Here is a 12,908-nt window from a genome sequence, read left to right on the forward strand (position 1 = left end):
CCGCGATCGAGGTCGCCAGCACGACCTTGCGCGTGCCCTTCCGCGCCGGCGCGATGGCGCGATCCTGCACGGCGGCGTCGAGCGCGCCGAACAGCGGCACGATCTCGATGGAAGCGTCCTGCACGCGCTCGCCGAGGAAGTTCTGGGTGCGGCGGATCTCGGCGGCGCCCGGCAGGAAGGCCAGCACCGAGCCGCTATCGGCGCGGAGCGCGGAGGCAATCGCATCCGCCATCTGCCGCTCGACCGGCGCGTCCGCCTTGCGGCCGAGATAGCGCGTTTCGACCGGAAACGCCCGGCCCTCGCTCTCGACGACAGGCGCCTCGCCGAGCAGCTTGGCGACGCGGGCGCCGTCGAGCGTTGCCGACATCACGAGGATGCGCAAGTCTTCGCGCAAGCCGAGTTGCGCATCGCGGGCCAGCGCGAGGCCCATGTCGGCATCGAGCGAACGCTCGTGGAATTCGTCGAACAGGATCGCGGCAACGCCTGAGAGCTCGGGATCGTCGAGGATCTGGCGGGTGAAAATGCCTTCGGTCACGACCTCGATGCGCGTGGCGCGAGATATCTTCGAGCCGAAGCGGACGCGGTAGCCGACGGTCTCCCCAGTGCGCTCGCCGAGCGATTTGGCCATGCGGTCGGCGCTGGCGCGCGCGGCGATGCGGCGCGGCTCTAGCACGATGATCTTCTTATTCTGCGCCCAGGGTGCGTCGAGCAGCGCCAGCGGCACGCGCGTGGTCTTGCCGGCGCCGGGCGGCGCCACCAACACGGCGGCGTTATGCGCCTCCAGCGTGCGCGAGAGGTCGTCGAGCACGGCATCGATCGGGAGGGGGGTGTCGAAGGTGCGAGGCAAATAGCTTTATCCGTTCGTCATGCCCGGGCAAAAGCGCGAAGCGCGTCTTCGCACAAAAGTCCCGGGCGTCCACGTCTTGGATTAGAAAACAGACGTGAATGGCCGGGACAAGCCCGGCCATGACGGAATTATGCACTGTCGTGGGAGCGTCAGCCCTGCACCGGCGGACGCCCGACGCTCTCGTAGGTGAAGCCCGCGGCCTCCATCTCTTCCGGGCGATAGACGCCCGACGCTCTCGTAGGTGAAGCCCGCGGCCTCCATCTCTTCCGGGCGATAGATATTGCGGAGGTCGACGACGATGGGCTGTGCCATGGCGCTCTTCAGCCGGTCGAGGTCGAGCGCGCGGAACTGCACCCATTCGGTGACGATGACGACCGCGTCGGCGCCTTGCGCGCACGAATAGGCGTCCTCGCAATAGGTGATGCTGGGCAGCTCACCCTTGGCCTGCTCCATGCCGACCGGGTCGAACGCCTTGACCGTCGCACCCATATCGATCAGGCCGGTCACCAGCGGGATCGACGGCGCATCGCGCATGTCGTCGGTGTCGGGCTTGAAGGTGAGGCCGAGCACCGCGATGGTCTTGCCGCGCAACGAACCGCCGAGCGCCTGGCTGACTTTGCGCGCCATCGCGCGCTTGCGGTTCTCGTTGACCGCCAGCACGGACTCGACGATGCGCAGCTGCACGTCATGGTCCTGCGCGATCTTGATCAGCGCCTTGGTGTCCTTCGGGAAGCACGAGCCGCCGAAGCCGGGACCGGCATGCAGGAACTTGGTGCCGATGCGGTTGTCCAGGCCAATGCCGCGCGCGACCTCCTGGACGTTGGCGCCGGCCTTTTCGGACAGGTCTGCGATCTCGTTGATGAAGGTGATCTTGGTCGCGAGGAACGCGTTCGCGGCGTATTTGATCATCTCCGCGGTGCGGCGCGCGGTGAACATCAGCGGCGCCTGGTTCAGCGACAGCGGGCGATAGATGTCGCCCATCACCTTGCGGCCGCGCTCGTCGTTGGTGCCGACCACGATGCGGTCGGGGAACTTGAAGTCGCGGATCGCCGCGCCCTCGCGCAGGAATTCGGGGTTGGAGGCGACGACGACGTCAGCGTTCGGATTGGCCGCGCGGATGATGCGCTCGACCTCATCGCCGGTGCCGACCGGCACGGTCGACTTGGTCACCACCACGGTGAAGCCGGACAGCGCCTGCGCGATCTCCTTCGCGGCGGCATAGACATAGGACAGGTCGGCGTGGCCGTCGCCGCGGCGCGAGGGCGTGCCGACCGCGATGAACACGGCGTCGGCCTCGGCGACCGGCTTCGACAGATCGGTGGTGAAGTCCAGCCGCTTGGCCTTGACGTTGTTCGCAACCAGCTCGTCCAGCCCGGGCTCGTAGATCGGGATCTCGCCGCGATGAAGGCTAGCGATCTTCTTCTCATCCTTGTCGACGCAAGTGACGTCGTGACCGAAATCCGCAAAGCAGGCCCCGGATACCAGTCCCACATAACCCGTGCCGATCATCGCGATTCGCATGAAAAACCCTCAGCATCTTGTCGACGGGCACGCCGGTCCAGCGCGAGACCACCTGCGCGATGTGGTTGGCGGTGACGGCTTCCTCCACCATTTCGCCGGAGTTCTCCTTGGCCTCGATCTCGGCAAGCTGCTTCTCGAGTTGTGGAATGCGGCCATAGGCCAGCTCGCCCGCCTTCTGGAATTCGCCGCGTCGCTGCGCATTGGCGAGTTCGACGCGCAGCCCATCGAGCTCGGCCTTCAGCTTCTGGGCGTTCACGAGCTTGCTCTTCTCAGCGCTCCAGCGCGCCGTCAGCGCCGCGGCCTTCTCCTCGAGATCGGCGAGCTCCTTCTCCAGCGACTGCAGCCGAGTCTTGGAGCCGGGATCGCTTTCCCTCTTCAGGGCTTCCTGCTCGATTTTCAGCCGGACAATTTCCCGATCCAGCGAATCCAGTTCTTCCGGCTTGGAATCGACCTGCATCTTCAGCCGCGCTGCGGCCTCGTCCATGAGGTCGATCGCCTTGTCGGGGAGGAAACGGTTGGTGATATAGCGGTGCGAAAGCGTCGCAGCCGCAACCAGCGCGGAATCGGTAATGCGCACACCGTGGTGCTGCTCGTACTTGTCCTTCAACCCCCGCAGGATCGAGATGGTGTCCTCGACCGAGGGCTCGTTGACGAAGATCGGCTGGAACCGCCGCGCCAGCGCGGCGTCCTTCTCGACGTGCTTCTGATACTCGTCGAGCGTGGTCGCGCCGATGCAATGCAGCTCGCCGCGGGCGAGTGCGGGCTTGAGCAGGTTGGACGCGTCCATCGCACCATCACCCTTGCCGGCGCCGATCAGCGTGTGCATCTCGTCGATGAACAGGATGAAATTGCCCTCGCTCGCGGTGACTTCCTGCAGCACGGACTTCAGCCGCTCCTCGAACTCACCGCGGTATTTCGCGCCGGCGATCAGCGCTCCGAGGTCGAGCGCGAGCAGCTTCTTGTCGTGCAGGCTCTCGGGCACGTCGCCATTGACGATGCGCAGCGCGAGCCTTCAGCGATGGCCGTCTTGCCGACGCCGGGCTCGCCGATCAGGACCGGATTGTTCTTGGTCCGGCGCGACAGCACCTGGATGGTGCGGCGGATTTCCTCGTCACGGCCGATGACCGGATCGAGCTTGCCGTCGCGCGCGGCCTGGGTCAGGTCGCGGGCATATTTCTTCAGCGCGTCATAGGCATTCTCCGCGGTCGCGGAATCCGCCGTGCGGCCCTTTCGCAGGGATTCGATCGCAGCATTCAGGTTCTGCGCGGTAACGCCGCCCTTCACCAGGAGCTGGCCCGCCTCGCTGTTCTTGTCCATGGCGAGGCCAAGCAGGAGACGCTCAACCGTGACAAAGCTATCGCCGGCCTTCTCGGCTGCCTTTTCAGCGGCGTCGAAGGCTCGCGCGAGTTCGGGAGCAAGATAAACCTGCCCGGCGCCGCCGCCAGAGACCTTAGGCAGCTTGTTCAGGGCGTCCTCGGTCGCCTTCAGGATTGCGCGGGAATTGCCGCCGGCGCGGTCGATCAGACCGCCAGCAAGGCCCTCGCTGTCATCAAGCAGGACCTTCAGCAGATGCAGCGTGGAAAACTGCTGATGACCTTCTCGCATCGCCAGCGACTGCGCCAATTGGATGAAACCGCGCGAGCGCTCGGTATATTGTTCAATATTCATCGTCGTCTTCCCTCGGCGTGCCGCCACGCCCCCGAAGTGCGATCAGCAATAGGAGGGTACCGGCTTCTCGCTCGATCGCGGTCAAAGTATTGAAGATCCACGATCTGCTCGCCAACCGCACGCCGTTTAGCGAATGATGCGTAGAGGCACGCATACCGCATGCTCTTTGGGTTTCCGCAAGCTCGCACTGACATTTGTCAACTCGCCGAGCGGCTTTCCGTCGTCGGCGCTAAAGGCTACCGCGACAGTTTGACCGGTGCCCTAGCTATCCGCGCCAGCTAACCGCTCGGGCAGCGCGTCTCACCCGCAGCCGGCTCGCATCGCTCAAGACGTTTGCCAATCTCGCCGCTCGAACGCTACAATCGTAGCGCATAGTCCTTCGACGTACTCTGACTCGACGTCGCGTGCGCCCATTCCTTTCTGTTGGCTCGATCGAGAATAAGAGATGATTGACGCACGCCTTCCTCGGCTGATCACAGAAGGCTCGTTAATGAGGTAAAGCTGGCTCGCGCAGAGCCCGTGGCCACGACCCCATAATCGGCCGGAGACGCACCACAATCCGGGCCTGATAGATGCCTGTTTTAGGATGCTTCCAAGGACATGACATCGCAAGGGACATTGTACCACCGTTTTGTACCAAAACCGTAGCGCTAAGCCGTTGAAGGTCGCGAATGACCCTCGGACCTAAATCGGACATATGCCGCCTTGTGAAAGGCTGATTTGCTGGTCGGCAGCAAAACGAAAATCAGGACGCAAAACCGTGACCACCTCTATCGAGGATCCGGTCGCGAACGCAGCCAGCGTCACCCTTGGTTTGCGTCACGAGGAACAGGCCTTCGAAGTGCTCGCGCAGCTGTTCGAACAACTGCCGTTTGCCGTCTATCTTTGTGACCGGGACGGTCTCGTTCTTCGATACAATCGCCGCGCCGCCGAACTATGGGGCCGGTCGCCTAAAATCGGCGATCCTAATGAACGGTTTTGCGGATCGTATCGAATGTTCCGCCCGGACGGCAGTCTTCTCCCGCACCATGAATGCCCCATGGCAGATGTGCTGCGCACAGGTGTTGCCGTGCGCGAACAGGAAGTACACATTGAGCGACCGGACGGCTTGCGTCGCATTGCGCTCATCGATATCGACGTAATCAAGGATAGCGATGGAAACATTGTCGGCGCGGTCAACTGCTTCCAGGATATTACGGAGCGCAAAAGTGGTGAGGAGGCCGCGATACGGCTCGCCGCTATCATCGAATCAAGCGACGACGCGATCGTCAGCAAAGATCTCGATGGCACGATAATGAGTTGGAACGGCGGCGCGCAGCGCATTTTTGGCTATCTGGCCGAGGAAGTCATCGGCAAGCCGATTACGATTCTGATCCCCCCGGATCGCCACAACGAAGAAGCCGCAATTCTTGAGCGCCTCCGCAGAGGCGAGCGCATTGATTCTTACGAAACCGTTCGCCGGCGTAAAGACGGAAGTCCAGTAGATATTTCCTCACAGTGTCGCCCTTGAAGGATAAGGATGGCAGAGTCATCGGCGCGTCAAAAATCGCGCGAAACATCACCGAACGATTGTATGCACAACGGGCACTGCGCGAAAGCGAGTCGAGGCTGCAGGCGGCGGTCGATCTGGTAGGCCTGTCTGTCTATTCCTGGGATTTGTCGGCTGGTACGGTCGAATGGGACGAGCGTACCAAGGCGATCTGGGGGCTGCCTCCCGAAGCGGAAGTCGACCTCGCTCTCGCCCGCTCGGCCATCCACCCGGATGACCTTCCCCGCCTTGATGCGAGCATCGCACGGGCCAACGATCTGCAGGGCGCAGGCATATTTCACGTCGAGTTTCGCGTTATCGGCATTAGTGATGGGCTCGAACGCTGGGTTTCGAGCTGCGGCAAGACCACTTTTGTGGACGGTAAGGCCCGGGGGGGTCGTTGGAGCCGTTCGCGAGATCACCCGGGAGAAGCACGCCGAGATGCGTCTGCGCGAAAGCGAAGCGCGGCTGCAGGCCGCCGTCGATCTCGTGAAGCTCGGCCGCTTTGCATGGAATCCGCAAACCAATGAATTGCAATGGGACGACACGCTGAGGGCAATGTGGGGCGTGGCTGCAGGCGCGCCTGTCGATTACGAGGTGTGGAGGTCCGGCGTGCATCCAGACGATCTCGCGCGCGTCGAGGCTGCGATCCAGCGGTGCACCGATCCACGGGGCGATGGAGTCTACGAAATCGAATATAGGGTGGTCGGAAAAACGGACGGTGTGGAACGCTGGATCGGGACGCGTGGGCAGACCAATTTCGAGAACAACGTGCCGGTTTCGTTTTTCGGCGTCGCTCTGGAGGTCACCAATCGCAAACTTATTGAAAGAGGACTCGAGCGCCGCGTTGAATACCGGACGCGCGAACTGGCGGAGGCCAACCGGGAGCTGCGCTCTCAGATGGAGAAACGGGAGTTCGCCGAAGCCGAGGTCCAGCAGCTGCAGCGGCTCGATGCGGTCGGACAGATCACATCAGGCATAGCACACGATTTCAACAACCTGCTCAGTGTCGTGCTCACCAATGCGCGTCTGCTTTCCCGCACAGTGCAAAGACCTGACGAGCAGGAAGGCATCGAATTGATCCGAACCGCTGCTGATCGGGGCGCGAAGCTCATTGCGCAACTCCTTGCCTTTTCGGGCCAACAGCGGCTTGAACCGCATGAGGTCGATCTAAACAGCAAGCTCGTCGGGATGCTCAATCTACTCAGCGTCACCTTGGGCGGCACGGTGCAACTCAAAAGGACGCTTGCTCCGGATCTCTGGCCCGCTTTGATCGATCCAATCCAAATCGAAATGATCGTTCTCAACCTTGCCATTAACGCCAAGGATGCGATGCAGCCGGGCGGCACGCTCACTCTCGAGACGTTCAACACCGTTATCGAAAGCGAGCCCGTCCGGCCGGAAGAGCCGTCGCCCGGAGACTACGTGGGTCTCGCCGTCAAGGACACCGACACCGGTATCCCAGACCACGTGCTGCCGCTTGTGTTCGAGCCCTCTTCACGACGAAAGAGCCGGGGAAGGGTTCAGGCCTCGGATTGGCGCAAGTCTTCGGTTTTGCCAAACAATCCTGTGGTGGCGTGCGTCTTGAGACGGGGCCTCGGTCAGGGTACGGCGGTTACGATCTTCTTGCCGCGCGCTTGGGTCGACCTTTCTGATGACCAGGCGGACTTCGTTGATGCGAGCAACGGTCCGCAGACTATGACGGGATTGCGTGTTCTGGTCGTGGATGACGACAAGGCTGTCCTCAAGTCCACGGTCAGGATGCTCGAGTTTCTCGGATATGCAACGGCGTCAGCGGAGAGCGCCAATGAAGCGCTCCGGCTGCTCGCAGGGAATCAAACAATAAATATCGTTCTCGCGGACTTCGCGATGCCGGAAATGAGCGGCGGTGAGCTTGCGAAAGTGATCTGCGCGATGCGGCCAACTTTGCCAGTCATCCTCATGACCGGCTATAGCGATCTAGACCTCCTGAAGGAACTCAAGGACTCGCGAATAATCTTGAAACCCTTCACGGAAGATGACTTGGTTAACACGATCGACGCTGCACTTAAATAGTGCGAGCTTCCGATATCAGTTGTTGGCCCATCGCGTCGTTTCGCTGCAAGCGGAATTTGATCGCGACCGGAGCACAGCGGAGTCCCGCTAGACTTCAGCTCGGCAGCTTTATGGGTTCACGGCTTAGGTCTCCCTTATGAGAAAGAGGCCGCCGACTGAGGCGGCCCCTACAGGTCTACTCAAGTGATAGACCTTTACCTACCCAAGGCCCTATTGATTACTTGCTTTGCTTCCTGCAATGCTGGTGAAACGCTAGTGGCTCGAATGTTCAAGGCCACCCAATCAATCTCCGGCAGCGTCGGGTTTGTCCGATAAATCGCGGCGTACCAAAGGGCGGGGTTGTTCGCGACCTGGATTTCGTAGCCGCGAAAGGTCTGATGTTCGGTATGCATATGAACTCTCCAAACGCCCCGCTCAGAACATGAGGTTTGGGCGGCGACCGGCAAGGGGCCAACAATTAAATTAGAAAGGGGGCCACCACCTAAACAGGGGTGGGAAAGGTGTCACCCCGCAAGGCGCGTGTGATCAGGCGGCCGAGTGTGTCAATCTGATGCGGGAAAGCGTGCCGGAATATTGACGGCCGTCATGGCGCATCGACGCTCAATCGAGAGTCTTGCGGGCATCCTGGAGCGACGATGCACGAGGTCGGCCGACCACTCTTGGCGGGCCGGCAGGTGACCTCCCATTTCTCTCGTGCTCACGACCACACCTAGACGCGCCCTGCTCCGAACAAGAGGTCATGATGGAGTCCAGAGGACCGGATGGCACAATAGGGATCCCGGGAGGCACTAGCGAATGGCACCGAGTCCATGAACACCACAGCCAAGAACAGAACGCAAATGGGTCGGACGGATTTCGTGCATTCGAATGCAGGCCATCCGCACCCCTTCCCTGCGATCGCTAGCTCTTTCGCAGGGAGTGATTGAAACCTCAACCTTGCGAGGCGTCCATGCCGAAAAAAGAGCCCTACATCAGGTTGCCGCATCGCGCGGTCGTTTTTGTCGGAGACGGCAGCAAGGCCCTTATTCTTCTCAATGAAGGGGATGGTCTAAAACCACACCTTGTAGTCCAACAGGCGTTTGAAGATGAGAACCCGCCGACTCACGAGCAAGGATCGGACAAGCCCGGACGAGCTCTGTCTGCCACCGAGCCGAACCGCAGCGCGATGGAGCAGATGGACTGGCATGACATCGAGAAGCATAGGTTCGCGCGCACCGTCGCAGGTGCTCTGGATCGCCTTCTGGGAGAGCTACAAACAGAGCGTCTTGTAATCGTAGCACCGCCGCGAACACTCGCAGACCTGCGTCGATCACTTTCTCCCACAGTCCAAAAGTCTATTGTTGCGGAGCTTGCAAAGGACTTGACCGGCCTAAGCGTCAACGACATCTCGCAATATCTCGCCGCCCGATCGTAGCTGGTTCATATTGCTGGCCGGCGTTCCCGCCGCTCCCGAACTGAATCTTAGATGCCTTTCGCCTCTGGCGCGCCGTGGCGCGGCATTATTGCCGCTGCTCGCGGCTGCCGTTTCATGGCCTTATCGGTGCTTGACGGTCGATCATGGATGTTCCGCCCTCCGCAATTTCGCGCTGTACCGGGTGATGTTCCCGCTGCTCATCGGCGTCGTGTTGTTGGCGCTAATGTTCTACAGCACGACGAACGGCTGGCCGTGGCACCGGGGCAGCGAGCCGAATACCGTCTGCCGGTTGCGGTCAAATGAATTGATAGCGAAGGATTGCCGTCAATGGAGCGCGCTCCGGCAATTGTTCTCGTGATGCGGCCAATACCCTTGCCCCGGTGCATAGCGCGCGCCGTGCCACCTCGTCGACGACGCTGTAGACCTCCGCATCATCGGAAGCGGCATAAGTCACGCTGCCGTCGATATCGCTCACGAGCCCTGGCACGACGGCGTCGAAGTCGACGAGCAACTGCTCGATCGCACCTGCGGTTGCTGCGTGGGCTGCGTAAGAAACATCCGTTGTGCCGCGCCGCGGCTTCAACTCGTCATACCGCGCGATCAAGTCCCTGATTTCCCGCGCGGTCGAACGATCGAGGATCGGGATCGCCTGATCCTGTAGCACGGGGTCGGTAGATCGGTCAGGATTTCCCTCTATAACTTCTTCGGATAACTCCGGATAGTCGCAGATCGCACGGAACATCGAAGCCAGCGGCTCGGTGGCGGCGAGGATGAGCGGCGCCGTATGTCCGCGTAATGTATCGCGGACGGCGTGATCCACCTTCTCAACATATTGGTGCAAGAGCACCTTCTCGCCCTCACGGTTCTGCAAATGTCCGCGCGGCGCGCGGACATGGAATGATGGACGTTGCGTTGCCTCTTCCGCATTCTTTGGCAATCCTGGCACCCATACCCGCGACGGCGGGAAATTGGCAAAGACGTGAACGAGCCGGACGCTCTCTTCCGCAAGTGCAAGCACGAAAGCATCGTGCCGCGAGGTCATCGCCCGCAACAGCGGCGTCAGGTGCAAACGATCCGCGACCTCGGCGAGCAGCTTTGGCGCTTCCGCCAGACGGAAGGTGCGCAAGGTTTCAGGCAGCGCGAGCACCGCAAGTCCGTTACCCTGATGATTCCAGAACGAGAGAGCCTCGTCCGGCTTCGCCCGCTGGCGCTGCCGGACCTTGCCTTGATCCGGGTCATGTTGGCCGCCCGCCAACTGCTCGAAGCGCTGTTCGAACGCTTCGATCACACGCTTGTCGGCGCCAGCGTCGCGCAATTGCGCGAGCGCCTGCTTCGCCAAATCCTTGAACAGCGTACGATTCGCCTCGGCCTTCTCGCCAAGGCGCGACGTTGGCATGTACAGGGAAACACAGAACTGGGCCCTTAGCTGCGCTAGATCCCTGAACTCTGCCACGGTTGGTAGATCGATGTGAAGCATCGGGTCCTCAAGGGTGCCGGTAAACACAATGCAGATTCTCGCGATATCATCGCCGAATGACATTGACGATCGTCAATCACGGAAGCTGCTTGAGCGCTCAAGCAGATGCGCCGCAGGCAGCCAATCCGATCAGGGTATAACCCCAGGCCAGCAAACCCCAATCGCGCATCGACTTGCGCGCCGGTGCCGAGCCTTTTCTCAGGCGGAATGGCGCAGAGCCAGATGCTCACCGGTCCCAGCACGTAGTAATCGTAGGCCAGCCTGTCATGGTCGTGAGGCCGCCGATGATCCAGACACGTCACCGCCGAACCGCGGTCCGTTCAGTGCGACATGAAGACCGGAACCGTCATCGACTTCAAAATGGCGCGGGTGACGCCGCCGAGAATGATTTCGCGCAGCTTGGCATGACCATAGCCACCCATCACGATCAGGGTTCCGGACGCATCCGCGACATGAGACAGGATCGCGTCTGCCACGTCGACATCCGGTGCCGGTATGATTTCGATCTCGACCTTGACGTCGTGGCGCGCCAAGTGGCTTGCCATTTCGACCCCGCGAATCTCGGTGTCCTCATTCTTCGTCTTGTCGTTCTCGATGATCAGCAGATCACTCTGGTTCGCCCTCGCCAGCAGTGGTAGCGCATCGTTGATTGCCCGCGCCGCCGCGCGGCTGCCGTCCCAGCAGCATACCACGCGGTCGAGCTTCAATCCGTTCTTGTCGATGTATGGCACGACGATGACTGGACGTCCCGACTCGAAGAGCGCGCTCTCGATCATGTCGTCACTGGCTACCCCGTCTGGGCTGGACTGAAGAAATATGCTGAGATCGAAGCGCCGGGCGATCGCCGCAAACAGTGTGGGCGCCTCCGCCCCCACGGTCCTGACGAGACGATGTTCCGCCGACAGCAGGCGGCTCCTTGCGGCCTCGTCAAACCTCCTGATTGCTGCCTCGGCGGCTTTCTTGCTCTCCTCCACCATCATTGCGACGATATTAGGCGGAATCTCCAGCATCACGTAGCCTGGGAAGTCCGGCGCATAAGCAAAGGCAACGCCTGCAATGTGAGCATCGAACGCTTCCGCAACCGTGATCGCGAACTGGCGCGCCCGGTCGCGTGAAACGTCATGCTCCAGATTGACGACGATATCCTTGATCATCGAGAAGTTTCCTCTACGTCCGGCACACGCTTTCGGCATCAGTAGCAATCCTCGCCGCGACGAACGTGCCAGCCCCATCCATTCCAGAAACGTTCACGCCGGAGGACACAGCCCAGTCCGTGCTGACTGGCTCGTACCCATAGTAACAACGCGGCGCGGCGAGTGTGGCGTCGATCAATGCGCCCGCCGCCAAGCCGCCCTCTACAACGGGAGCGACGGGAAAGCCTGATGCCATCGCGCCTCTGCCACGGTCGGGGAAATGGCAGCGCCTATCGCCAACGTGGCGGCCGCCGCGATCGTGATCAGGCTGTTCTTCATCACAGAGTTCCACCTGTTTTGCCGCAACAGATCCGGCTCCGCGGCATCTTCACATCATCATGCCGCCCCTACCCTGACGGTTATCAATTGAATTTCCCGGAATCGGCCCATGCTTGTTAAGTCCTCCTGTAGAGCGGAGTATTCTTCGTGAAAAATGAAAGCACATCGAGGCGGGATTTGCGCCGCACGGCGGCAGCGGTGGACACGTCCCAATGGCCGCAGGTACGGCTATCCGGTACCGATCGACTGGAAACCTTCAGTGATGGCGTACTCTCGATAACAATAGCGCTGCTCGTCGCCGAAATTGTCCGGCCCGAACATGCGCCCGGTCAACTCCTGACCAGGCTGGTCGAGCAATGGCCCAGCTACATCGCGTTCCTCGCGTCATTTTTTTACACGGGAGTCATCTGGCTCAATCATCGCGCGGTGTTTTCCCGCGTGCGCTACTGCGACCGCGGCCTGCATCTTGCCAATCTGTTTCTGCTGCTGACATCCGGGCTCATCCCGTTCCCGACCGCGATCCTTTCGTCCTCGCTGCAGACCGGCAATGATTTTGATGCGAGGATCGCCGTCGTGCTCTATGCCGCTATTGCCGGCAGCATGTGCCTGGCGTGGCTCATCTTGTTTCACGTTCTGAGCATTCATCCCTGGCTCGTCGAGCACCACATCGGTTCTGATTTCTTTCCCAAGGAACGGTTGCGCGCCATCCTTGGCGTCGTCTGCTACACGGTGGCGGGCGTCGCGGGGCTGTCGATGCCGAAGCTCGCTTTGGTTATCTTCCTGGCGCTGCCCGTCTTCTACGGGATCACCAGCGAAGGCCTCACGGAGACCCGGATACGCTTGCAGTTTGGCAAGGCCCAGCGCGAGGCTGCGATCAAGCGCGTTGCAGACCCCGCCTAATAGCTACCATGGCTTTTTTGACTGTC

Annotated in this window: 8 protein-coding genes and 2 pseudogenes; 5 read left to right on the plus strand and 5 right to left on the minus strand. The window is 61.1% G+C overall.

The genetic code is table 11. The features are described 5' to 3' along the window. Positions 1–7: 7 nt before the first annotated feature. The 3 genes and pseudogenes from FOM02_RS45545 to FOM02_RS45555 form a co-directional block, all read right to left on the minus strand. A pseudogene (locus FOM02_RS45545) lies at positions 8–808 on the minus strand (DEAD/DEAH box helicase); the annotation flags it as partial. A gap of 120 nt (positions 809–928) precedes the next feature. Further along, entirely contained in the window at positions 929–2,368 is a 1,440-nt protein-coding gene (locus tag FOM02_RS45550) for a UDP-glucose dehydrogenase family protein (protein ID WP_265441253.1), read from the minus strand. A gap of 10 nt (positions 2,369–2,378) precedes the next feature. Next, positions 2,379–4,036: pseudogene (locus FOM02_RS45555) on the minus strand (Clp protease N-terminal domain-containing protein); the annotation flags it as partial. A 760-nt stretch (positions 4,037–4,796) separates the two neighbouring features. Here FOM02_RS45555 and FOM02_RS45560 point away from each other — a divergent pair. From FOM02_RS45560 to FOM02_RS45575, 4 genes are all read left to right on the plus strand, one after another. Next, positions 4,797–5,546, plus strand: coding sequence for a PAS domain-containing protein (locus FOM02_RS45560; RefSeq protein WP_265441254.1), 750 nt, complete (start codon positions 4,797–4,799; stop codon positions 5,544–5,546). Continuing rightward, positions 5,543–6,094: a PAS domain-containing protein gene (locus tag FOM02_RS45565; protein WP_265441255.1), complete on the plus strand. Its 552-nt coding sequence runs from the start codon at positions 5,543–5,545 to the stop codon at positions 6,092–6,094. The genes FOM02_RS45560 and FOM02_RS45565 overlap by 4 nt, the downstream gene beginning before the upstream one ends. Next, complete coding sequence (locus FOM02_RS45570; RefSeq protein ID WP_265441256.1) at positions 6,006–7,619, plus strand: PAS domain-containing hybrid sensor histidine kinase/response regulator; 1,614 nt, start codon at positions 6,006–6,008, stop codon at positions 7,617–7,619. Before FOM02_RS45565 ends, FOM02_RS45570 begins: the two co-directional genes overlap by 89 nt. 949 nt (positions 7,620–8,568) lie before the next feature. Continuing rightward, the gene (locus FOM02_RS45575) at positions 8,569–9,033 is read left to right on the plus strand and encodes a host attachment family protein (protein WP_265441257.1); all 465 of its coding nucleotides are present in this window, start codon (positions 8,569–8,571) and stop codon (positions 9,031–9,033) included. A 295-nt stretch (positions 9,034–9,328) separates the two neighbouring features. Here FOM02_RS45575 and FOM02_RS45580 read toward each other — a convergent pair whose 3' ends face one another. Then, positions 9,329–10,573 carry a hypothetical protein gene (locus FOM02_RS45580; protein ID WP_265441258.1) on the minus strand — a complete coding sequence of 415 codons (1,245 nt, stop codon included), beginning with the start codon at positions 10,571–10,573 and terminating at the stop codon, positions 9,329–9,331. Between the two features lie 257 nt (positions 10,574–10,830). Continuing rightward, positions 10,831–11,664, minus strand: coding sequence for a universal stress protein (locus FOM02_RS45585; RefSeq protein WP_265441259.1), 834 nt, complete (start codon positions 11,662–11,664; stop codon positions 10,831–10,833). Between the two features lie 465 nt (positions 11,665–12,129). On the opposite strand from FOM02_RS45585, the gene FOM02_RS45590 reads away from it, so the two are divergent. Next, complete coding sequence (locus FOM02_RS45590) at positions 12,130–12,882, plus strand: TMEM175 family protein (protein WP_265441260.1); 753 nt, start codon at positions 12,130–12,132, stop codon at positions 12,880–12,882. Positions 12,883–12,908 lie beyond the last annotated feature (26 nt).

Origin of the sequence: Bradyrhizobium sp. SEMIA, assembly GCF_014844175.1 — a bacterium.
GTDB classification, from domain to species: domain Bacteria; phylum Pseudomonadota; class Alphaproteobacteria; order Rhizobiales; family Xanthobacteraceae; genus Bradyrhizobium; species Bradyrhizobium arachidis.

Coding starts and splice junctions, on each gene's coding strand:
- FOM02_RS45550 (WP_265441253.1), bottom strand. CDS start 2,368: ATGCGAATCGCGATGATCGGCACGGGTTATGTGGGACTGGTATCCGGG.
- FOM02_RS45575 (WP_265441257.1), top strand. CDS start 8,569: ATGCCGAAAAAAGAGCCCTACATCAGGTTGCCGCATCGCGCGGTCGTT.
- FOM02_RS45585 (WP_265441259.1), bottom strand. CDS start 11,664: ATGATCAAGGATATCGTCGTCAATCTGGAGCATGACGTTTCACGCGAC.
- FOM02_RS45580 (WP_265441258.1), bottom strand. CDS start 10,573: ATGTCATTCGGCGATGATATCGCGAGAATCTGCATTGTGTTTACCGGC.
- FOM02_RS45570 (WP_265441256.1), top strand. CDS start 6,006: ATGCGTCTGCGCGAAAGCGAAGCGCGGCTGCAGGCCGCCGTCGATCTC.